Origin of the sequence: Bradyrhizobium cosmicum (genome assembly GCF_032290525.1) — a bacterium.
Classification (GTDB): domain Bacteria; phylum Pseudomonadota; class Alphaproteobacteria; order Rhizobiales; family Xanthobacteraceae; genus Bradyrhizobium; species Bradyrhizobium cosmicum_A.
The window spans coordinates 459,242-481,178 of record NZ_JASXTA010000002.1; the positions used below are offsets into that span (position 1 = coordinate 459,242).

Here is a 21,937-nt window from a genome sequence, read left to right on the forward strand (position 1 = left end):
CGCCGCGCGGTGCGCCGTTCCCGACACGGAGTTGCAATGGATTTCGAGCGCGACATAGCCAAGATCGGCGGAATCGCTGCGGTCTCGACCATCCTGGACGTGGTCAGCCGGACCACTGGCATGGGGTTTACGGCCGTTGCCCGCGTGACCGAGGACAGGTGGATCACCTGTGCCTCGCGTGACGAACTTGCGTTCGGGTTGAAGCCCGGTGACGAGCTCAAGGTCGAAACCACGATCTGCCATGAGATCCGGCAGAGCCGCGAGGCCGTCGTCATCGACAATGTCAGTGAAGATGCTGCTTACTGCGAGCATCACACTCCCGCGCAATATGGCTTCCAAAGCTACATCTCCGTGCCGATCATTCTTCCGGACGGTTCATTCTTCGGAACTCTTTGCGCGATCGATCCGAAGCCGCGCAAGCTTCGGACCCCCGAAATCATTGGCATGTTCAAGCTTTTTGCGGAGCTGATCGCGTCTCACCTCGACGCTGTCGACCGCGTCGAGCAGAGCGAGAGCAGGCTCGCGCTCGAGCAACGCAACGCGGAACTGCGCGAGCAGTTCATCGCCGTACTCGGTCATGACCTGAGAAACCCTCTTGCCTCGATCCAGGGCGGCCTTCGGCTTCTGAACAAGAAGGTCGATGAGGAGGGACGGAACTGGATCACTCTTCTGCAAGGAAGCGTGGCCCGGATGGCGGGCCTGATCGACAACGTCATGGACTTCGCCCGCGCGCGGCTTGGTGCGGGAATGCAGCTGAGGCTCAAGGACGTGGCGCTCGGGCCCGTCATCGAGCAGATCGTCTCGGAGTTCAAGTACGTGCATCCAGATCGGCTTATCGAAACGGAAGTCAACGTCCCGGGGAACGTGAGGATCGACGTCCTCCGCATTGGTCAGATGCTGTCCAACCTTCTCGGCAACGCGATTTCCTATGGAGACGCCAGCCAGCCTATCAAGGTGCTGGCCAGCACGATCGAAGCTGGCTTCGACATTAGCGTTGTCAACAAAGGTGAGCCAATTCCGGCCGAAACGATGCCGCGCCTTTTCACCGCGTTCGATCGCGGCGACGTTCTGCCGAACCAAAAAGGGCTTGGGCTCGGGCTATACATTGCCCAGGAGATCGCGCGCGCCCATGGCGGGTCGATCGTCGCATCGTCGGTGCGGGATGAAACGGTGTTCACCGCGTCGTTCCCGACACCACAGGCCAACGATTGAGAAGGCGTGCCGCGCCACAATCCTTTGATGTTGTCCGCGTCGGAAGTCATTCGACGTCAATCCAGTCCGTAGGATGGGGCGGAGCTCTTGCGAACCCATCGTTGCTTCAGAGTTTGTTGAGACGTGATGGGTTTCGCGCCGCGCTACCCATGCTACGAGTTGTCGCCAGCGGTCGGCTTTGGCACGAGCGCAATGCGCTCAGCCGTCGCGGCAAGTGGGGCGCACGATCATCGGCGCAGCCGTCAGTTGGATGCGGTGCAACGAGCGGAGTGGATCAGCTCTTTCGGGAAAACTTGGAAACCTTCCAGGGCATGTTGAGTTGCAAACGATGAGATTCGAGACGCTGGAGCGGGAGAATGGTGGACGAGGTTACCGTGAGAAGGGCCGCAGACACGGCGTGGTCGGTCTTCCGGGCGACGCATCCGGATGTTGATGCGTCCGACAACCGTCGCTGCCTGCTCGAGCGTCACCTGCAAAGGAGAGGGGAAGAGCGAGAAGGCGATTCCGAAGAACTCGCAAGCTTGGGACTCGCCTACCTGCACCGGCTACCCGCGGACGAATGTTGACCTGCATGAAGATGCTCGTCGCGCGGGTGGCTCGCGAAAGCACGAGGCCCGGTTGGACGCTGCTGGCGATCTCGTTCCTCATCTCAGCGACGGTCGTGCTGGCCTTGCGATGCGCGTTAGGGGTTTAGGGACCGATGCGCATCGCCCAACTCGCTCCCCTGGCCGAAAGCGTCCCTCCAAAACTTTATGGCGGCACGGAGCGGGTGATCGCCTGGCTGGTGGATGAACTGGTAGAGCTCGGACACGACGTCACCCTGTTTGCGAGCGGCGACTCCCGTACAAGCGGCAAGCTTCATCCGGTATGGCCCCGCGCGCTGCGCCTCGGGCGGAGGGGCGCCGATCCAAGCGCCGCCTGCGCTCTGGCGATTGAAGCCATCGCGAAGTGCGCGGGCGACTTTGACGTGATCCACTCCCATATCGACTGGCTGCCTCTTCCGGTCCTGCGCCGCACCGGCGTGCCGTTTCTCACGACCATGCACGGCCGGCTAGACCTGCCGGGACTATCGGACGTCGTCCGGGAGTATGCGGAAGCGGGCTTCGTTTCGATTTCCGACCATCAGCGCCTGCCGCTTCCGGATGCGAACTGGATCGGCACGATCCTCCACGGCTTGCCGACGCGCTTGTTTCAGCCGTCTTACGAACCGGGACCATATCTGGCGTTTCTCGGCCGCCTGACCGCGGAGAAGGGACCGGAGGCCGCGATCCGCATCGCGCGCACTGCTGGGAAGCCCCTGCGCATCGCCGCCAAGATACCCCGTGCCGAGACTGCCTACTTCAAGAAGCGGCTTGAACCTCACATCGACGGCAAGAGCGTCCAGCTCGTCGGCGAGGTCGATGACGCGGGGAAGCAGCCATTCCTCGCCGGCGCCGCCGCCTTGTTGTTTCCCATCAACTGGCCGGAGCCGTTCGGTCTTGTGATGATAGAGGCGATGGCGTGCGGGACGCCGGTCATCGCCTATCGGTCGGGCTCCGTGCCCGAGATCGTCGAGCACGGCCTCACCGGCTTCATCGTCGAGGACGAGGCGCAGGCCATCAAGGCGGTCAACGAGCTGGAGCGTCTGGACAGACGAAAAGTGCGCGCCCGGTTTGAGCAGCGTTTTTCGGCAAAGCGAATGGCAAAAGAGTACGAAAACCAATACCGGAGGTCCCTCCTGTAGAGGGCCGCGAACCGAGAGTGCGCCCCGGACCGCAACGCAAAAGGATTCGACGAAAGTCGGCCTAACGCAAGCTGGCGGAGATTTCCTTTCATCGCTTCTCGATGTGGAAGGGCCGCGGACCTCGTCGCTGACGGGGTGTTACCCTTCGACAGGTTCCGTTTATTCCCGCCGCAAGGCGTCCAAGGCATCGCAGGCTGCGAAGTTCCTGCTTCGTAGGCCCGAAAGAGACGATCCTCGCGACGGCCAATTGCCACTATTTCCCGAATTTGGAACCACGGCTCGCCTCCGAATGTTGTCGCGACACAGCATTTGAGACACAGCATTCAAGGAGCTTCATATGAACAAGCGTTTACTTTTGGCCACTAGCGCAGCCCTGGCGATAGCGACTTCCGCATTCGCGCAATCGAGTCCGAGCACTTCGGGCCAGAATCCTTCGGCCTCGCAGCGTCAGCAGGACTCCACCTCCACGGCTACGCCCGCCAATCCGGCGCAGACCGCACCTTCGTCTTCCTCGTCGAACAATTCGGCTCAGACCCAGGCGCCGGCTTCGAACAATCAGGACGCCGCCCGGCAGTCGCCGACGCCGAACTCCGGAACGAGCACCTCGCAGGCACGGGCCTCTGGCAATTCGCCGAGCCAGGCCCAAGCCAATTCTCCGGCGACCACTCAGACACCGTCCTCAAATCCGCCGCCCGCCGCCAACAACCGGTCGCAGCAGCCTCAGACCGGAAGCGGCGCGACGAACACGGCCCAGCAGCCAAGCACGCAGCAGACCACGGCCGACCGTTCCTCCAGCACCGACGTGAACGCATCCGTCAATATCAACGACCAGCAACGCACCCGCATCAGCCAGTCGGTGTCGCGCCTCAACGTCCAGCCGCTCACCAGCGTGAACTTTTCGCTGTCGGTTGGCACGGCCGTGCCGCGAGACGTTCGCCTGCAGCCGTTGCCCAACGAGGTCGTCGAGGTGGTGCCGCAATATCGCGGCTATAACTTCGTCCTGGTGAAGGACGAGATCGTGATCGTTGAGCCTTCGAGCTACAAGATCGTCGCGGTTCTGCCGTACTCCGGCCGGTCCACGGCGGCCGCTCCGGCCCGCACGGAACAGCGCAAGGCCACGTTCAGCGATCGGGATCGTGAAGTGATCCGCAAGCACGCTAAAGCGCGTCCCGCCGAACGGCGCACCACGGGCAGCACGGTAAGAACCGAGATCCGCACCGGCGAGCGCGTGCCGGAGGGCGTCGAGTTCGAGGCGTTCCCCGAGGAGGTCTATCGCGAGTCCCCCGGCCTGCGCGAGTACCGTTACATCCATCGCGACAGCCGGACCTACATAGTGGAGCCGCAGGAGCGTCGCATCATTGAAGAGATCGACTGATCTGGTCGCAGCAAGGAGAACGAACATGAGGATGATCGCTTTCGGTACTTTTACGGCCGCCGCCGTGCTGGCCTCGGCCGCTTCGGCGGCTCCGCTCAATCCCACCGCAATCGGATCGGCAGAGATCGCGAACGTCGATCAGGTTCGCCTGGTATGCAACGAGTACGGCCGCTGCTTCCGGACCCGCGGGCCGCGCTATGTACAACGCTATTACGACGGCGATGACGGCTACGTGGTGCGCCGGAGCTACGGATATTATGGCGGTCCCGGCTACTATGATCGCGGATACGGTTATTACGGCGGCGGGCCCAGCATCGGCTTCAGCTTCGGCACCGGCCGCTGGTAAGCTGGATCATCCAAGGCCGCCCTCCGGGGCGGCCTTGCCGCTCGGGTGGTTATTCTCACATGCGATATGCCCGGAGAACGAAGGCGCTGGAGTTATGAGCACACGCCCCACTCCGATCGGCACGATAGCCTTCCGATCTCTCACCGTCGGGCGCGGTAAATCACGACGTCTTCGCCGTGGCGGTACGTGCTGCGCTCGAGGACATAATTCGATTTCTCCAGCACGCGGCGCGACGCGCCGTTCCCGGCGAAGACGATGCCGATCAGAGACGGCAGCTCGAAATGGGACAGCCCGATGTCCGTCAGCGCGGTCGCGATCTCGCTCGCAAGCCCCAGGCCCCAGAACTCACGTTTGAACGCGTAGGCAATCTCGATCTCGTCGATATCGTCGACGAGGATGTGCCGGATGCCCGCCCGTCCCGCGAACGCGCCGTCGTTCGTTCGCAGCGTCCACAGCCCGAAGCCATGCTGGTCCCAATGCGCCATGTTGGTGGCAAGATAGGTCTTCGTGACCTCGGGCGCGCGCACGCCGCCGAGATAGCGGGACACTTCAGCATCGAGATGCAGCGAGACGAGGTCGGCGAGGTGATTTTCGTTCAGCCTCTCGGCGGTTAGTCTGTTGGTGCTGAAACGATTCATGGACGCAGGGAGCCGCTCTGGTCGCGATCTCGATATCGACGAGGCCGATGATGCCATTGTGTCAGTGTTTTGCCCGACGGAGCAACAGGCAGTTGGTCTGTAGCCCGGATGCAGCGAAGCGCAATCAGGGTCCGGTGAAACATCGAAGCACCACGGATTTCGGTGCGCTCCATCCGAGCTACGGTCGAATGATTTTTGTGCACACGTAAGCCATTGATTTCACGGCCCCCGTCTACTGTGCATGGGGTTGTTTTCGCAGTTTTGGTTTTGCGAGGATCTAACCCGCCCCCAGCGCGACCGCGACATTGTACGTCACGAGGCTCGCCGCATAGGCCAGCACCAGCATGTAGGCGAAGGTCGCCGCCATCCATCCCCAGCTGCCGGTCTCGCGCCGGATCACCGCCAGGGTCGAGGCGCATTGCGGGGCGAAGATGTACCAGGCCAGCATCGACAGGGCGGTTGCGAGCGACCATTTCGTCGCCAGCACCTGGCCGATCTGCTCGGCCGCTTCCTTGCCGCCTTCGATCGCATAGACGGTGCCGAGGGCTGCGACAGCGACCTCGCGCGCCGCCATCCCGGGGATCAGCGCGACCGCGATCTGCCAGTTGAAGCCGACTGGGGCGAGCAGCGGCTCCAGCGCCTTGCCGATCATCGCGGCGAGGCTGAAGTCGATCGCGGGCTCGGTCGCGCCCGCGGGCGGCTGCGGGAACGAGGCCAGGAACCAGATCAGCACCATCATCGAGAAGATCGTGGTGCCGGCGCGATGCAAAAACATCTTGGCCCGCGTGTAGACGCCGATCGCGATCGATTTCAGCCGCGGCATCTTGTAGTCCGGCAGCTCCAGCATGAACGGCGCCGGCGCATAGTCGCGCAGCATGAAGAACTTGATCAGGAACGAGACCGCCAGCGCGCTGGCGATGCCGGCCGCATAGAGGCCGAACATCACGAGCCCCTGGAGGTTGACGAAACCCCAGACGTCTCTGGCCGGAATGAAGGCGGAGATGATCAGCGTGTAGACGGGGATGCGCGCCGAGCAGGTCATCAGCGGCGCGATCAGGATCGTGGTCAGCCGGTCGCGCTTGTTGTCGATCACGCGCGTCGCCATGATGCCGGGAATGGCGCAGGCAAAGCTCGACAGCAGCGGAATGAAGGCGCGGCCGTGTAGTCCCGCGCCGCCCATGATGCGGTCCATCAGGAACGCGGCGCGCGCCATGTAGCCAAAATCTTCCAAGAGCAGGATGAACAGGAAGATGATGATGATCTGCGGCAGGAACACGATGACGCTGCCGACGCCAGATATCACGCCATTCTGAAGGAAGCTCTGAAGCAGGCCGGCAGGCAGGGTGGCGTGAACGAACTCGCCGAGCGCGTCGAAGCCGTTGTTGAGCAGGTCCATCAGCGGCTGTGCCCAGGCAAACACCGCCTGGAACATCACGAACAGGATCAGCGCCAGCACGATCAGCCCGCCGACGGGGTGCAGCACTACGGCATCGATCCGCGCGGTCCAGGTGTCGGGTCTAGCAGGCAGGCTGACGCAGTCGGCGATGATGCGGTCGGCTTCGCGCTGGGTGGCGCGCAGCTCTGAGACGCTGAGCGCGCGCCAGGTGTTTTCGGCCGGCTCGGCGGCGAGCTTTGCCGAGATCTCGTCGGTCAGGACCAGCAGGTCGGCGGTGCCGCCCTTGCGCACCGCGATCGAGGTGACCACGGGCACGCCGAGCTCCTTGGCGAGCCGCTCCACGTCGACAGTAATGCCGCGGCGGCTCGCGATGTCGAACATGTTGAGCACGAGGACCATCGGCCGTCCCGTGCGCTTGAGCTCCAGCAGCAGGCGGATGGTCAGGCGCAGATTGGTGGAATCGGCCACGCACAGCACGAGGTCGGGCACGGTCTCGCCGGAGGCCTTGCCGAGCACGAAGTCGCGGGTGATCTCCTCGTCCGGGCTACGGCCGCGCAGCGAATAGGTGCCGGGCAGATCGACCACGGAGATCTGACGCCCCTGCGGCGTGACGAAGAAGCCTTCCTTGCGCTCGACGGTGACGCCCGGATAGTTCGCGACCTTCTGCCGGCTGCCGGTCAGGGCATTGAACAGCGAGGTCTTGCCGCTGTTTGGCGTACCGACCAGGGCGAGATGCAGCAGGGGTAATTCCATGGGATCAGGCCTTGGATCAGGGGTCCTGCCGCTATCTAAGCGACGATGATGGCCATGGCTTCACGACGGCGGACCGCGATCGTGATGTTGTCGACGCGGACGGCGATCGGGTCGCGCCCGACCAAGCCCTCGTGCAGGACCTCGACCCGGGCGCCCTCGACGAAGCCGAGCTCGATCAGGCGGCTCTCGAGTTCGATGTCCGAGAGCGCCGAGCCTGCCTCGCTGGCGGAAAGATGCTGGATGACGCCGGTGTAGCCGCGCTGGGCCAGGCCCAGCGGCATTTGCGGACGCGTCTCATTGGTGTCGGTCATGCCCTGTATTTTCAACGCAGGGCATTGAGGTCAAGCGCGCTGGCTCGCTGAAACAGCACCTTAGAGTGATTTTAAAGTGCAGACCGCGGCACGCTCCGGGAAAGCGCCCCGGCGGCTACTGGGCCGGGACCTTGTCCTGTTGGATGGCGGCCATGGCGCGGCTCTTGAAGTAGTCGAGCACGAACAGGCGGATCGCCGAGGACAGATTGCCCTGCTGGCGGGCGCCGTCGATTTCGCCGACGAGCTCGGACAGCGTCATGTTGCGCAGGCCCGAGATCTCCTTCATGCCGTTCCAGAACGCTTCTTCCAGGCTGACGCTGGTCTTGTGGCCGGCGACGACGATCGATCGTTTCACCACGGGCGATTTCATGACGGATCCTCGCGATCGATCTGATGCTGGTCCAGGCGCGCCTTCGCTTGGTCCGCGTGCGTCTCCTCCGCCGACCGCTCCGCCTTCGTGCGGCCGAACTTCGCCCGGTTGGCGTCCGCCTGCTTCGCCGAGGCTTCCCGCTCGGCGCGCTTCCGGAAACGATTCAGGTTGATGACGTTCCCCATGCCGCGTCTCCATCATCCAATCCTCTTCAGGCAGGATGAAACATTCAGAAACAGGGTGCCGCGTCGCGGCCCACAAGACTTGATCGCCATTCGTTCGTCCTCGTCAATCGGCCTCGGTCCACCAAACGATGAATCTCGCCCGCCGGGGGCGGAAAGGCTGCGTAGCACGCCGGCCGGCCGCAACATTGACGGTAATCAAATCCGGCCCGCAAAGCCCTACATTTCTACGAATCAAGCGTCCGTATCACTACGGATGACCATCTGAATTCGGAATCTCAACCGGGGCTGGTCATCTTCTCCGGTCGCACCAGGCGGTCGAATTCATCCGCCGAGACGAAGCCGAGGCGGAGCGCCTCCTCCTTCAGAGTGGTGCCGTTGGCGTGCGCGGTCTTGGCCACCTTGGCGGCGTTGTCGTAGCCGATTTTCGGGGCAAGTGCCGTTACCAGCATCAGTGACCGCTGCATCAGCTCCCTGATGCGCTTCTCGTCGGCGCGGATGCCGCTGACGCAATGTTCGGTGAAGGAGCGCGCGGCATCGGCCATCAGGCGTATCGAGTGCAGCATGTTGTAGGCCAGCACGGGCTTGTAGACGTTGAGCTCGAAATGGCCCTGGCTGCCGGCGATCGTGATGGCGGTGTGATTGCCAAACACCTGGCAGCACACCATGGTCATCGCCTCGCATTGCGTCGGATTGACCTTGCCAGGCATGATCGAAGAGCCCGGCTCGTTCTCCGGCAGGATCAGCTCGCCGAGCCCCGAGCGCGGGCCCGATCCGAGCAGGCGGATGTCGTTGGCGATCTTGAACAGGCCTGTCGCGACCGAATTGATGGCGCCGTGCGCCAGCACATAGGCGTCGTTCGAAGCCAGCGCCTCGAACTTGTTCGCCGCGCTGGTAAAGGGCAGCTTGGTGATCGCGGCGACGTGCTTTGCGAACAGCTTTGCAAAGCGCGGCTTCGAGTTGAGGCCGGTGCCGACGGCGGTGCCGCCCTGCGCCAGCGGATAAAGGTCCTTCACCGCCACCTTGAGGCGGGCGATGCCGCTTTCGACCTGCGCGGCATAGCCGGAGAACTCCTGGCCGAGCGTCAGGGGCGTTGCGTCCTGGGTATGGGTTCGGCCGATCTTGACGATCCTGGCAAACTCCTTCTCCTTCTTGCGCAGCGCGCGAAGCAGCTCGCCGAGGGCAGGGACGAGATCGGCATGCATGCGGCTTGCGGCGGCGATGTGCATCGCGGTCGGGAACGAGTCGTTCGACGACTGGCTCATGTTGACGTGATCGTTGGGATGCACCGGCTTCTTGGCGCCGAGTTCGCCGCCAAGCAGCTCATTGGCGCGGTTGGCGATCACCTCGTTGAGGTTCATGTTGCTCTGGGTGCCGGAGCCGGTCTGCCACACCACGAGCGGGAAATGGTCGTCCAGCTTGCCCTCGATCACCTCGCGCGCGGCACGGATGATGGCATTGGCGCTGCGCCGGTCGAGCAGGCCGAGCTCGAGGTTGGACTGAGCCGCGGCGAGCTTGACGATGCCGAGCGCGTGCACGAGCGGGATCGGCATGCGATCGGTGCCGATGCGGAAGTTCTGGCGCGAGCGTTCGGTCTGTGCGCCCCAATAGCGGTCGGCGGGGACCTCGATGGGACCAAAACTGTCGGTCTCGGTGCGGGTCGCGGGGCGGGCGGTCTTCGCGTTGGTGGTCTTGGCCATGAGCACATCCATTCCGCCGCGCGAAACGCCGCACGGCCTCTTCATGTGCTCTTCTATATAGGCAGTTTGGCCGGGCGCGACGGCTGCGCGCCGAACCTAGATCATTTCTTGCGGAAACGATCGAGCCGCACGACCTCGGCGCCGCCCTCGCTCGGGGCGGTCGGCTCTTCCGCGCTCTCCGCCGTCCCGGTGGCAGAGGCTGGCACCGCGACGGCCGACGGCGCAGGAGCGGCCGGCAAATTCTCGGGCAAGACCTCGGCGACATCGGAGGTGTCGAACTGGAGGCCGAACTTCACGGACGGATCGAGGAAGCTCTTGATGGCGCTGAACGGCACCACCAGCCGCTCGGGGATGCCGCCGAAGGACAGGCCGACCTCGAAACGGTCCTCGAGCACGGTCAGATCCCAGAACTGGTGCTGCAGGATGATCGTCATCTCTTCCGGATACTGCGCCAGCAACCGCGATGAGATCTTCACGCCGTCAGCCTTCGAGACGAAGGTGATGAAGAAATGATGCTCGCCCGGCAGTCCATGGGACGCGGCGTCGGTCAGCACCTTCCGCAGCACGCCGCGCAGCGCGTCACGGGCCAGCACATCGTATCGGATATGATCGGTCGCCATGATGGTCCTGTTGCATTCCAGGAGCTGGGCCCTGCCGGCCCGACTCGCCAAGCCGCAATAGTACCGCGCCTGACGGGTCAGCAGGAGTCCCCGCCGGAAAGGAAATCAAAGGTAAGTGGAGGCTTCTGTTGCCAGGTGCCTCCGAACCCCGCCTAACGGAGCTTAACCCGTTAGGACTTCAGAATGGTCTTTCAAACTGCGTTACGCAGCCTGAGCAACCGGAGCAAAGTTGTCGTTGGCAACTATTGCATAGCCCGATAACGGCGGAACAATACCGGGAAAAAGTTCGCCCTTTACGCCCTCGTCGATCCTATTTCGCCCCCGCCAAAACCCGCCTCTCGGCAGGCTGAAGCCCGAAAATCGGTGGGCTTTGGTGGAGGCGCCGGGTACCGCCCCCGGGTCCGAATGGTTTATTGCGACGACCGTTTATTTCCATAGCCGGCGAACCGGCACTCACAATATAGGGGGTAAAGCTCTCAAAAAACAGGGGTTTCGAGCAGCGATCCCACGTTTCCTTTTGAAGAGGTTCCGCACCGCCCGCCGGATGATCTTGGCCCCGCTGCCGCGCGCGTTCTAAGCTCCTGACATGTCCACGGATTCAGCACCGGCCGCCCAAGAGCCGGATGTCCTCGCCGTCCACGCCCCACCGCCCGGCCTGCTTGCGCTGTTCCTGGCCTTTGCCCGGATGTCGCTGGCCGGTTTCGGCGGGGTTTTGGTGTTTGCCCGGCACGCCATCGTCGATCAGCACCGTTGGATGACCGCGGACGAGTTCAACGAGACCTTTGCGCTCTGCCATTTCCTGCCGGGACCCAACATCGTCAATCTGTCGATGGTGTTCGGCTCGCGGCTGCGCGGGATTGCCGGCGGCGTTGCCGCCTTTACCGGGTTGTTGCTGCCGCCGACGATGATCATGACCGTGCTCGCGATCATCTACGCCCGGTTCGGCGATGTGGATGTGCTGCGCCGCATCCTTGCGGGGATCTCCTGCGCGGCGGTCGGGCTGCTGATCGCGGTGGTCTTCCGCATGATGACGCCCTTGTTAAAGCGGATGGACGCCATCGCACTCATCCTGATGCTCGGCGTGTTCATCGCGATCGGCGTGCTCCGCCTGCCGCTCCAGGCGGTGTTGCTGGTCGCGATTCCCGTGAGCATCGGCGTTACATATTTCATGCGGCGGAAGGTAGCAGCATGAATAGCGAAAACCCGATTCGGGCGCTGATCTCCACCTTTGGTCTAATGTCGCTCTTCGCAGTCGGCGGCGCGGCGGCGGCGGTGCCGGAGATGCACCGCATCGCCGTCGAGGTGAATCACTGGATGACCGACAAGCAGTTCGCCGACGCCTATGCGATCGCGCAGTTCTCGCCCGGTCCGAATGTGCTTATCGTTACGTTAATCGGCTATGCCGTCGCCGGAATCCCCGGCGCACTTGCGGCGACGCTGGCGATGTGCCTGCCGACCGCGCTGCTTGCCTATTATGTCAGCCGTCTCCTGAACAGGCCGAGCCAGTCGCGCTGGCCCGCGCTGATTCAGGCTGCGCTGGTTCCGCTTTCGATCGGATTGATGGCAGCCAGCGCCCTGATCCTGGCCCACTCGACCGATCGCACTCTTGTTGCACTGCTCCTGACCGCGACGGTTGCAGGGATCGCCTCCGTCTCGCGCATCAATCCACTATGGCTGTTGCTCGCCGGGGGCCTGTTTGGTTTTGCTGGCATTGTGTGATGAAAATCGCTAGGCAGTGATCCGGGCGGGGGATCCGTTTTCCAGCCGATTAGAACAACAGTGCGCGTGACTTACGGGTCGCGGAGGAGACATGCATGGCCGAGACGATGGGCCACTCAGCGACAGCCACCCGAAACACCTCGGTGGCGATCGGTTTTTGTCTGCTGGCGATCGCGCCGCAGATTTTCGAGTTCATTTGGTCGATCGGGACGATTTTTGGCTGGGGCACGGGACGCGGCCCGCTGCAGGTCGTCGCCGGGCATACAATGGCCCTTGCGACTTCGCTCCAGAGTTTCGTTCTCATTCTGTCTGCCCTCCCCGGCGCGATCCTGGGCTACCTGTTCTCGTGGCCGCCAGGTCCGACCGTCAAGTCGACGCTTTCGTCGGATGCACTCCTCGCGTTGATCTATTCCTATCCAATCTTTGCGGTGGCCATTCTCACGCTGTTCATGACGATCAGGTCGGCCCAGGATTATGTCGGCGGGATCGTGCTGATGGCGCTCGCCTTGTTTGCGCTGTGGGCAGGGAGCGACCTGCAGGGTATGCGCGGTTTCTCTTTCGGCGCAGGTACAGCACCACGTATGTTCGGCGGTCTCTTGGTCGCCCTGTCTGCCGGCATTGCGTTGACCGGCCTGATGACGCAGGGAGCGGCATTCGCCCATTATTCCTGGCGCGGGCCGCTGTTCGTGATGGCTGCGATCCTGTTTTTCGCGCTGGCGATCCGGCCGCTCGGCGTCGTGGTCACGGCCTTCGTCAGCTTCATGATCGCTGCGACCGGATCGCATGAGACGCGCTGGCTGGAGGCCGCCATCGTCGGCGCCTGCCTGACGCTCGGCTGCGCCATCCTCTTCCCCTACGTGCTCGGCCTGCCGATGCCGATGTTTCCGCGTTTCCTGATCCAGTGAGGGCGTGATGGATATTTTTGCCAACCTCGCTCACGGCTTTGCCGTCGCGCTCACTCCGATCAACCTCCTGATGTGCCTGATCGGCGCCCTCGTCGGTACGCTGGTCGGCGTTCTCCCGGGCATCGGCACCATCGCGACGGTCGCGATGCTGCTGCCGATTACCTTCGGATTGCCCCCGGTCGGCGCGCTGATCATGCTCGCCGGCATCTATTACGGTGCGCAATATGGCGGCTCGACCACGTCGATCCTGGTCAACATACCCGGTGAGGCGACATCGGTCGTCACCGCCATCGACGGCCACCAGATGGCCAAGCAGGGCCGCGCCGGCCCGGCGTTGGCAATCGCCGCGATCGGCTCGTTCTTCGCCGGCTGCGTTGCGACCGTGCTGATCGCCCTCCTCGGCGCACCGCTCACAAAACTCGCTCTGGCGTTCGGTCCGGCCGAGTATTTCTCGCTGATGGTGCTCGGCCTGATCTTTGCGGTGGTGCTGGCCAAGGGCTCGGTGCTGAAGGCGATCGCGATGATCGTGTTCGGCCTGCTGCTGTCGATGGTCGGCTCCGACATCGAGACCGGTGCTTCGCGCATGGCCTTCAACATTCCGGAGCTCGCGGACGGCCTCGGCTTTGCAACGGTCGCGATGGGTGTGTTCGGCTTTGCCGAGATCATCCGCAATCTCGACGCCGGCGCCGAGATGAACCGCGACCTCGTGCAGCAGAAGATCACCGGTCTGATGCCGACCCGGAAGGATCTGAAAGACTCTACGCCTGCGATTCTGCGCGGCACCGTGCTCGGCTCGATCCTCGGCATCCTGCCGGGCGGCGGCGCGGTGATCGCCTCGTTCGCGGCCTACACGCTCGAGAAGAAGCTTGCGAAGGATCCGTCGCGGTTCGGCCGCGGCGCGATCGAGGGCGTGGCGGGGCCGGAAAGCGCAAACAACGCTGCGGCGCAGACCTCGTTCATCCCGCTGCTGACGCTCGGCATCCCGCCGAACGCGGTGATGGCCCTGATGGTGGGCGCGATGACCATTCACGGCATCGTGCCGGGCCCGCAGGTGATGCAGAAGCAGCCCGACCTCGTCTGGGGCATGATCGCCTCGATGTGGATCGGCAATCTGATGTTGATCATCATCAACCTGCCGCTGGTCGGCATCTGGGTGCGGCTGCTTCGCGTGCCTTACCGGCTGATGTTCCCCTCGATCGTGATTTTCTGCGCGATCGGCATTTACTCGGTGAACAACGCGCCGGTCGACGTCATCCTCGCGGGCGTGTTCGGTCTCGTCGGCTACTGGCTGATCAAGCACGATTTCGAGCCGGCGCCGCTGCTGCTCGGCATGGTGCTGGGGCCGCTGATGGAAGAGAACCTGCGCCGCGCACTTCTGATCTCGCGCGGTGACTGGAGCGTGTTCCTGACGCGTCCGCTGTCGGCAGTGCTGCTGGGGGTCGCGGCATTTCTGCTGGTCCTCACGGTGCTGCCCGCGTTGCGCGCCAAGCGCGACGAGGTGTTCACCGAATCCGAGAACTGATCCGCGGGACAGCGTTCAAGCCGGCAAGTTAGGCAACGGAATCAAGCTGATGGACGAGGGGCGGGACGTCAGTTCCGCCCCTTGTCGTTTGCGCCGGGAAGGCTCACTTTTCCGGGTATAATCAGTGGGGACGGCGAATCGCCGCTGTCGCAGCGCGGGGGTGGCGGTTAAGTTTGCCGCCTCCCCAAAGGCTTATTGGCACATGCACCAGTATCAGGACTTGCTCGAGCGGATTCTTTCAGACGGCGCCGAGAAGACCGACCGGACCGGCACCGGCACGCTGTCGGTGTTCGGCCATCAGATGCGCTTCAATCTGTCCGCCGGCTTCCCGATGCTGACCACCAAGCGGCTGCCGCTGAAGGCGATCGTGCATGAGCTGTTGTGGTTCCTCAAGGGGGACACCAACATCAAATATCTGCGCGACAACGGCGTCACCATCTGGGACGAATGGGCGGACGCCAATGGCGATCTCGGCCCGGTCTATGGCCATCAATGGCGCTCCTGGCCGGCGCCGGACGGACGCAGCATCGACCAGATCGCGAATGTGGTCGACATGATCAAGCGCAATCCGGATTCGCGCCGCCTGATCGTCTCGGCCTGGAATCCGGCCGAGGTCGACAAGATGGCGCTGCCGCCGTGCCACTGCCTGTTCCAGTTCTACGTCGCCAACGGCAAGCTGTCGTGCCAGCTCTATCAGCGCTCGGCCGACGTGTTCCTCGGCGTGCCCTTCAACATCGCCTCGTACGCGCTACTCACCATGATGGTCGCGCAGGTCACGGGCCTGAAGCCCGGTGACTTCGTGCATTCGTTCGGCGACACGCATCTGTATTCCAACCATCTGGAGCAGGCGCGGCTGCAGCTCACGCGTGCGCCGCGGGCACTGCCGGTGATGCGGATCAACCCCGATGTGAAGGACATTTTCTCCTTCCGCTTTGAGGATTTCGAGCTCGTCGGCTACGACCCGCATCCGCACATCAAGGCGGAAGTCGCGGTCTAGCATCGATGTCGCTCAATATCCGCCGCGTGCGCCCGGACGAAGCCGGGCTTGTTCTCGCCTTCATCCACGAGCTCGCCGACTACGAGAAGCTCTCGCACGAAGTCGAGGCGACCGAGACGATGATTGCGGACGCGCTGTTCGGCGAGCGGCCGCAACTCTATTGCGCGATTGCCGAGTGGAACGGCGAAGCCGTGGGCTTTGCGGTCTGGTTCGTCAATTTCTCCACCTTCAGTGGCCGTCACGGCATCTATCTCGAGGACCTCTACGTGCGGCCGTCGCATCGGGGCAGGGGCCTCGGCAAGGCGCTGCTGGTCCATCTCGCCAAGGAATGCGTCGACAACGGCTGGTCGCGCCTGCAATGGGCGGTGCTGGACTGGAATGCGCCGTCGATCGCGTTCTACAAGTCGCTCGGCGCCGTCATGATGGACGACTGGACGCTGTGCCGCGTCACCGGTCCTGCGCTGACCCGGCTTGCCGGGAGCACCTCCTGATGGAGATCGTCTTCGTCGTCGCCATTGCGGAGAACGGCGTCATCGGCGCGGGCAATGCGATGCCGTGGCGAATGAAATCCGACATGGCGCGCTTCAAGGCGCTCACGATCGGCAAGCCCGTGATCATGGGCCGCAAGACCTTCGAATCCCTGCCCCGGCCGCTTCCGGGCCGCACCAACATCGTCATCACGCGCGATGCGGATTATCGCGCCAATGGTGCCGTCGTCACGACGTCGTCTGCGGATGCGGGCGCAGTTGCGCGCGGCGATGCCCTGCGGCGTTCGGTCGCCGAGATCGCGGTGATCGGCGGCGCTGAGATCTTTCGGCAATGGCTCGATCGCGCCGATCGCCTCGAGATCACCGAAGTGCACGCGCGGCCCGAAGGCGACACGCATTTCGACATCGACAAGGCAGAATGGGACGAGGTCAAGCGCGTCCGCCATCCCGCCGGACCCGACGACAGCGCCGACTTCTCCTATGTGACATATCGTCGGCGGCGCCGCCATTAACCGCTTTCGCCAATGTTTACATTGACTTTTTCGTGCCCGAGCATAGCTCGAGAGGCGGCGAGGGCCGCGTTGTAAGGGACCTGCCTGTCCCCTATAAAGCCGGACCGGACAATGCGGGCGGGGGCAATTCCACCCTGCCGAGGAGAGCGTCGAATGCCGTGGAAGAATCAGGGCGGTGGCCCATGGGGCTCGGGTCCAAAGGGGCCATGGGGCAACGGACCGCAACCGGTCGGGCCAAGACCGCCGGATCTGGAAGACCTTCTGCGGCGCGGCCAGGACCGTCTCCAGCAGATCATGCCGGGCGGCTATTTCTCCGGCGTCGGCATCACGCTGATCGTCCTGCTCATTGTCGCGTTCTGGCTTCTGTCGGGCTTTTTCCGCGTGCAGTCCGAGGAACTCGGTGTCGTGCTGCGCTTCGGCAAGCATGTCCGCACCGTGCAGCCGGGCCTGAACTATCATCTGCCCTATCCGATCGAGACCGTGCTGCTGCCGAAGGCGCTGCGCGTCTCCACCATCTCCATCGGCATGACGCTGATCGACGATCCGGCGCGGCGCGGCCGTTCCATCCGCGACGTGCCGGAAGAGAGCCTGATGCTGACCGGCGACGAGAACATCGTCGACGTCGACTTCACCGTGCTGTGGCGCATCAAGCCTGACGGCGTCGGCGACTTCCTCTTCAACATCCAGAATCCCGAAGGCACCGTGAAGGCGGTTTCCGAGAGCGCGATGCGCGAGGTGATCGGCCGCTCGCAGATCCAGCCGATCCTGACAGGTGCGCGCAACGTCACCGAACAGGGCGTGCAGGAGCTGATCCAGAGGACCCTGGACAGCTACGGCGCCGGCATTCAGATCAGCCAGGTGCAGATGCAGAAGGTCGACCCGCCGGCGCAGGTCATCGACGCGTTCCGCGACGTCCAGGCGGCGCGCGCCAATCTCGAGCAGTTGCAGAACGAGGCGCAGACCTACGCCAACCAGGTCGTGCCGCAGGCTCGCGGACGCGCGGCGCAGATCATGCAGGCCGCCGAAGGCTACAGGGAGCAGACGGTCGCCGAGGCCAAGGGCCAGAGCTCCCGCTTCCTGAAGGTTTACGAGGAATACAAGAAGGCGCCCGACGTGACGCGTGAACGGATCTACCTGGAGACGATGGAGCGCGTGCTCGGCGGTGCCGACAAGCTCGTCTATGACGGCGGTCCCTCGGGCCAGGGCGTCGTGCCCTATCTGCCGCTCAACGAGTTGACGACCAAACGGCCACCTACCACCGGTCAGCAGTCGAGCGGAGGCAGCCGATGAGGTCTCCGGTCACAGGTATCGTCACGCTGCTGGGGCTCCTGCTCGTCGTGATCGTCGGCTACATGTCGCTGTTCACGGTGCAGCAGACCGAGCAGACCATCGTGCTGCAGTTCGGCAGGCCCGTCGACGTCGTCACCGACCCCGGCCTGCACTTCAAGGCGCCGTGGAATTCGGTGATCAACATCGACAAGCGGATTCTCGATCTGGAGAACCCGTCGCAGGAAGCGATCGCGTCCGACCAGAAGCGGCTCGTGGTCGACGCCTTCGCGCGTTACCGCATCAAGGACGCGCTGCGCTTCTATCAGAGCATCGGGTCGATCCAGGCCGCCAACATCCAGCTCACCACGCTCCTGAATGCGGCGCTGCGCCGCGTGCTCGGCGAGGTCACCTTCATCAACGTGGTGCGCGACGACCGCGAGAAGCTGATGCAGCGCATCCGAGAGCACCTCGATCGCGAAGCCGACGGCTACGGCATCCAGGTCGTCGACGTCCGGATCCGCCGCGCCGACCTGCCGGAGCAGAACAGCCAGGCGGTCTACCTGCGTATGAAGACGGAACGCGAGCGCGAAGCCGCCGAGTTCCGCGCACAGGGCGGCCAGAAGGCACAGGAGATCCGCTCCAAGGCCGATCGTGAGGCGACCGTGATCGAGGCGGAAGCCAGATCACAGGCCGAGCAGACCCGCGGCGTGGGCGATGCCGAGCGCAACCGCCTGTTCGCGGAAGCCTACGGCAGGGATGCCGACTTCTTCGCCTTCTACAGGTCGATGTCGGCCTACGAGACCGGGCTGCGCGCGAACGACACCCGCTTCCTGCTGCGGCCGGATTCGGATTTCTTCCGGTTCTTTGTTAACCCGTCCGGCAAGATGGCGACGCCGGCAAAGCCGTAAGCCAGACAGGGGCGGCAGATCGGGCCGCCCTTCGTCCAGACAAGAACAGCACAACGGGAGTTCCAATCCGATGAGGTCCATTGCGTTCGCCGACTTCCTCATCGGCTTAGGCATCCTGTTCGTGCTCGAAGGCTTGATGTTTGCGGCAAGTCCGGCTTGGATGCGCAAGGCCATGAAGAGCGCCATCGCTACGCCCGACAATATCCTGCGGGCGGTCGGGATCGGCTCGGCCCTGGCCGGCTTGGTCCTGATCTGGGTGATGCGTCGCCCGATTTAGCCCTCGCGCCAACGCCAAAGTGAAGGCGACAGGCGGGTTTTCGCCGTATTGTCGGGGTCTTGAGGCCCGTCAAGGTCCGCGCTTGCGCCGTCCCCCCGTTCGAGCGCAGTCTTGGGCGGGAATCCCTGGCGCCTAATCTTTTTCTCTGGAGATACCAATGACCGCTGCCACCATTGCTCCGACCCGCTTGCGCCTAGGGCTCGCCGCGCTCGCCGTCAGTGCATTCAGCGCGTTCAGCGCGCCTGCTCTTGCGCGCGGACCGGACGGCATCGCCGACGTCGCCGAGAAGGTGATCGACGCGGTCGTCAACATCTCGACCTCGCAGACCGTCGAGGCAAAGGGCGGCGGCAGCAACACCATGCCGCAACTGCCGCCCGGTTCGCCCTTCGAGGAGTTTTTCGACGACTTCTTCAAGAACCGCAAGGGTCCCGGCGGCGGCAGCAAGGGCGGCGAGAACAGCCCACCGCCGCGCAAGACCAACTCGCTCGGAAGCGGCTTCATCATCGACACATCAGGCGTCGCGGTCACCAACAACCACGTCATCGCGGACGCCGACGAGATCAACGTCATCCTCAACGACGGCACCAAGATCAAGGCCGAGCTGGTCGGCGTCGACAAGAAGACCGACCTTGCCGTGCTGAAGTTCAAGCCGACCAAGCCGCTGGTCGCGGTGAAGTTCGGCGACTCCGACAAGCTCCGCCTCGGCGACTGGGTGGTCGCCATCGGCAACCCGTTCAGCCTCGGCGGTACGGTGACGGCTGGTATCGTCTCGGCCAAGAACCGCGACATCTCCTCGGGGCCCTACGACAGCTACATCCAGACCGACGCCTCCATCAACCGCGGCAATTCCGGCGGGCCGTTGTTCAACCTCGATGGCGACGTCATCGGCGTTAATACGCTGATCATCTCGCCCTCGGGCGGCTCGATCGGCATCGGCTTCGCCGTGCCGTCGAAGACGGTTGTCGCCGTGGTCGACCAGCTCCGCCAGTTCGGCGAGTTGCGCCGCGGCTGGCTTGGCGTGCGCATCCAGAGCGTCACCGATGAGATCGCCGAAAGCCTGAACATCAAGCCGCCGCGCGGCGCGCTTGTCGCAGGCGTCGACGACAAGGGCCCGGCGAAACCGGCCGGCATCGAGCCCGGCGACGTCGTCGTCAAGTTCGACGGCAAGGACGTCAAGGACCCGAAGGATCTCTCGCGCGTCGTCGCGGACACGGCGGTCGGCAAGGAGGTCGACGTCGTTATCATCCGCAAGGGCAAGGAAGAGATCAAGAAGGTCATGCTCGGCCGTCTCCAGGATCCCGACAAGGTGCAGGCCGCGGTGAAGACCGACGAGCCCGCGCCGGAGAAGCTGGTGACGCAGAAGGCACTCGGTCTCGATCTCGCGGCGCTGAACAAGGATCTGCGCACACGCTACAAGATCAAGGAGAGCGTCAAGGGCGTGGTCGTCACCAATGTCGACGCCAATTCGGACGCTGCCGAGAAGCGCCTCTCCGCCGGCGACGTCATCGTCGAGGTGGCGCAGGAGGCGGTGTCCAGCGGCGCCGACATTCAGAAGCGGGTCGACCAGCTCAAGAAGGACGGCAAGAAGTCCGTGCTGCTGCTGGTCTCGAACGGCGACGGCGAATTGCGCTTCGTGGCGCTGAGCGTGCAGTAGTCGCGGCGCAGTTCCGTAGGGTGGGCAAAGCGAAAGCGTGCCCACCATCTTTCCACCATCGCAGCAGGTGGTGGGCGCGGCGCTAGTGCGCCTTTGCCCACCTACGGCTGCTGAGCGTGCGGCGAGAGCTGACGACGGGTGAGGCTACCCCTCAACGAATTCCTCGCGCCGATACCCCTGCGCATACAGCAGCGCGGTGAGATCGCCATGGTCGATCCGCGCCGCCGCCGCCGCCGCGACCGCCGGCTTGGCGTGATATGCCACGCCCAGGCCCGCGGCCTGGATCATCGCGAGATCGTTGGCGCCGTCGCCGACCACGACGGAGTCGAGGTCGTCGAGATCGAACGACTCCATCAAATCCACCAGCGTCGCGAGCTTTGCCGCGCGACCCAAAATCGGCTCCTTGACCTCGCCGGTGAACTTGCCGTCGCGCACCACGAGCTCGTTGGCGCGGTTCTCCTGGAAGCCGATCTTGGCTGCGACCGCGCGCGTGAACAGGGTGAAGCCGCCGGAGACGAGGCAGGTATAGGCGCCGTGCGCGCGCATGGTCGCGACCAGCGCGCGGCCGCCCGGAGTGAGCGTGATGCGCTGGGCCAGGACTTCGTCGACCACGTTGGCAGGAAGGTCCTTCAGCAGCGCGACGCGTTCGCGCAGCGCCGGCTCGAACTCGATCTCGCCGCGCATGGCGCGCTCGGTGATGGCGGCCACGTGGGGCTTCATCCCGACGAGATCGGCGAGCTCATCGATGCATTCCTGGCCGATCATGGTGGAATCCATGTCGGCGAGAAAAAGCTTCTTGCGCCGGAAGCCGACTGGCTGCACCACGATGTCGATCGGCAGGTCGCCGCGGAGCTCGCGGAGCCGCTGTTCGATGGCGTGACGGTCGCCTTCGAGGTTACCGTCGGCGCCGAAGGGAATGTCGACCGCAACCCCGTCGAACAGCCAGTGCGCGGGCGTTGCCTGAGGCAGCACGGCACGGGCGCCGTCGACGATGGTACTATCGAGCGCGGGATTGTTCGGATTGCAGATCAGCGTGGCGACGAGGGACATTTGAGGTTTT

24 protein-coding genes and 1 other RNA gene are annotated in these 21,937 nt (G+C 63.9%); 16 read left to right on the forward strand and 9 right to left on the reverse strand.

Annotated features, from left to right (window positions below):
• The first annotated feature begins 36 nt into the window (after positions 1–36).
• The 5 genes from QSV46_RS05880 (at position 37) to QSV46_RS05900 (ending at position 4,656) form a co-directional block, all read left to right on the forward strand.
• Complete coding sequence (locus QSV46_RS05880) at positions 37–1,212, forward strand: GAF domain-containing sensor histidine kinase (protein ID WP_314947746.1); 1,176 nt, start codon at positions 37–39, stop codon at positions 1,210–1,212.
• Positions 1,213–1,568: 356 nt separating this feature from the next.
• The gene (locus tag QSV46_RS05885) at positions 1,569–1,778 is read left to right on the forward strand and encodes a hypothetical protein (RefSeq protein WP_314947749.1); all 210 of its coding nucleotides are present in this window, start codon (positions 1,569–1,571) and stop codon (positions 1,776–1,778) included.
• Between the two features lie 134 nt (positions 1,779–1,912).
• Positions 1,913–2,935: a glycosyltransferase family 4 protein gene (locus QSV46_RS05890; protein WP_314947753.1), complete on the forward strand. Its 1,023-nt coding sequence runs from the start codon at positions 1,913–1,915 to the stop codon at positions 2,933–2,935.
• Between the two features lie 337 nt (positions 2,936–3,272).
• On the forward strand, positions 3,273–4,310 hold the full coding sequence (locus QSV46_RS05895) for a DUF1236 domain-containing protein (RefSeq protein ID WP_314947755.1): 1,038 nt from the start codon (positions 3,273–3,275) through the stop codon (positions 4,308–4,310).
• 25 nt (positions 4,311–4,335) lie between these two features.
• Entirely contained in the window at positions 4,336–4,656 is a 321-nt protein-coding gene (locus QSV46_RS05900; RefSeq protein WP_187435970.1) for a hypothetical protein, read from the forward strand.
• A gap of 140 nt (positions 4,657–4,796) precedes the next feature.
• Here the strand turns inward: QSV46_RS05900 and QSV46_RS05905 are convergent, their stop codons facing one another.
• The 8 genes from QSV46_RS05905 to ssrA all read right to left on the reverse strand — a co-directional run bounded on the left by QSV46_RS05905 (position 4,797) and on the right by ssrA (position 11,116).
• Positions 4,797–5,294, reverse strand: coding sequence for a GNAT family N-acetyltransferase (locus QSV46_RS05905; RefSeq protein ID WP_314947761.1), 498 nt, complete (start codon positions 5,292–5,294; stop codon positions 4,797–4,799).
• Positions 5,295–5,571: 277 nt separating this feature from the next.
• Positions 5,572–7,443: a ferrous iron transporter B gene (locus tag QSV46_RS05910; RefSeq protein ID WP_314947763.1), complete on the reverse strand. Its 1,872-nt coding sequence runs from the start codon at positions 7,441–7,443 to the stop codon at positions 5,572–5,574.
• A 35-nt stretch (positions 7,444–7,478) separates the two neighbouring features.
• Positions 7,479–7,754 carry a FeoA family protein gene (locus tag QSV46_RS05915; RefSeq protein ID WP_314947766.1) on the reverse strand — a complete coding sequence of 92 codons (276 nt, stop codon included), beginning with the start codon at positions 7,752–7,754 and terminating at the stop codon, positions 7,479–7,481.
• A gap of 115 nt (positions 7,755–7,869) precedes the next feature.
• Entirely contained in the window at positions 7,870–8,124 is a 255-nt protein-coding gene (locus QSV46_RS05920; RefSeq protein WP_314947768.1) for a ribbon-helix-helix domain-containing protein, read from the reverse strand.
• A complete protein-coding gene (locus QSV46_RS05925; RefSeq protein ID WP_314947771.1) occupies positions 8,121–8,309 on the reverse strand; it encodes a DUF4169 family protein in 189 nt (62 codons plus the stop codon). Before QSV46_RS05925 ends, QSV46_RS05920 begins: the two co-directional genes overlap by 4 nt.
• Before the next feature lie 275 nt (positions 8,310–8,584).
• On the reverse strand, positions 8,585–10,018 hold the full coding sequence (gene fumC / locus QSV46_RS05930; protein WP_314947774.1) for a class II fumarate hydratase: 1,434 nt from the start codon (positions 10,016–10,018) through the stop codon (positions 8,585–8,587).
• An 89-nt stretch (positions 10,019–10,107) separates the two neighbouring features.
• Entirely contained in the window at positions 10,108–10,626 is a 519-nt protein-coding gene (locus QSV46_RS05935; RefSeq protein WP_314947775.1) for an SspB family protein, read from the reverse strand.
• 114 nt (positions 10,627–10,740) lie between these two features.
• Positions 10,741–11,116: a transfer-messenger RNA gene (gene ssrA / locus QSV46_RS05940) on the reverse strand.
• A 96-nt stretch (positions 11,117–11,212) separates the two neighbouring features.
• On the opposite strand from ssrA, the gene QSV46_RS05945 reads away from it, so the two are divergent.
• The 11 genes from QSV46_RS05945 (at position 11,213) to QSV46_RS05995 (ending at position 20,877) form a co-directional block, all read left to right on the forward strand.
• Complete coding sequence (locus QSV46_RS05945; RefSeq protein ID WP_314947778.1) at positions 11,213–11,818, forward strand: chromate transporter; 606 nt, start codon at positions 11,213–11,215, stop codon at positions 11,816–11,818.
• Entirely contained in the window at positions 11,815–12,345 is a 531-nt protein-coding gene (locus QSV46_RS05950; RefSeq protein WP_314947780.1) for a chromate transporter, read from the forward strand. The genes QSV46_RS05945 and QSV46_RS05950 overlap by 4 nt, the downstream gene beginning before the upstream one ends.
• 95 nt (positions 12,346–12,440) lie before the next feature.
• Positions 12,441–13,250, forward strand: a complete 810-nt coding sequence (locus QSV46_RS05955) for a tripartite tricarboxylate transporter TctB family protein (RefSeq protein ID WP_314947783.1) — start codon at positions 12,441–12,443, stop codon at positions 13,248–13,250.
• A 7-nt stretch (positions 13,251–13,257) separates the two neighbouring features.
• Positions 13,258–14,772, forward strand: coding sequence for a tripartite tricarboxylate transporter permease (locus QSV46_RS05960; protein WP_314947785.1), 1,515 nt, complete (start codon positions 13,258–13,260; stop codon positions 14,770–14,772).
• 202 nt (positions 14,773–14,974) lie between these two features.
• Positions 14,975–15,769 carry a thymidylate synthase gene (locus tag QSV46_RS05965; protein ID WP_314947787.1) on the forward strand — a complete coding sequence of 265 codons (795 nt, stop codon included), beginning with the start codon at positions 14,975–14,977 and terminating at the stop codon, positions 15,767–15,769.
• 5 nt (positions 15,770–15,774) lie between these two features.
• Positions 15,775–16,260: a GNAT family N-acetyltransferase gene (locus tag QSV46_RS05970; RefSeq protein ID WP_314947788.1), complete on the forward strand. Its 486-nt coding sequence runs from the start codon at positions 15,775–15,777 to the stop codon at positions 16,258–16,260.
• Positions 16,260–16,769 (forward strand): dihydrofolate reductase, encoded by a 510-nt coding sequence (locus QSV46_RS05975; RefSeq protein ID WP_314947790.1) that lies wholly within the window; start codon positions 16,260–16,262, stop codon positions 16,767–16,769. The genes QSV46_RS05970 and QSV46_RS05975 overlap by 1 nt, the downstream gene beginning before the upstream one ends.
• A 153-nt stretch (positions 16,770–16,922) precedes the next feature.
• Positions 16,923–18,059, forward strand: coding sequence for an FtsH protease activity modulator HflK (gene hflK / locus QSV46_RS05980; RefSeq protein ID WP_314947793.1), 1,137 nt, complete (start codon positions 16,923–16,925; stop codon positions 18,057–18,059).
• The gene (locus tag QSV46_RS05985; RefSeq protein ID WP_314947796.1) at positions 18,056–18,946 is read left to right on the forward strand and encodes a protease modulator HflC; all 891 of its coding nucleotides are present in this window, start codon (positions 18,056–18,058) and stop codon (positions 18,944–18,946) included. Before hflK ends, QSV46_RS05985 begins: the two co-directional genes overlap by 4 nt.
• A 70-nt stretch (positions 18,947–19,016) precedes the next feature.
• Positions 19,017–19,223, forward strand: a complete 207-nt coding sequence (locus QSV46_RS05990) for a DUF2065 domain-containing protein (protein WP_314947798.1) — start codon at positions 19,017–19,019, stop codon at positions 19,221–19,223.
• 157 nt (positions 19,224–19,380) lie between these two features.
• Positions 19,381–20,877, forward strand: coding sequence for a Do family serine endopeptidase (locus QSV46_RS05995; protein WP_314947801.1), 1,497 nt, complete (start codon positions 19,381–19,383; stop codon positions 20,875–20,877).
• A gap of 144 nt (positions 20,878–21,021) precedes the next feature.
• On the opposite strand, the gene serB is transcribed toward QSV46_RS05995, so the two are convergent.
• On the reverse strand, positions 21,022–21,927 hold the full coding sequence (gene serB, locus QSV46_RS06000) for a phosphoserine phosphatase SerB (RefSeq protein WP_314947803.1): 906 nt from the start codon (positions 21,925–21,927) through the stop codon (positions 21,022–21,024).
• Positions 21,928–21,937 lie beyond the last annotated feature (10 nt).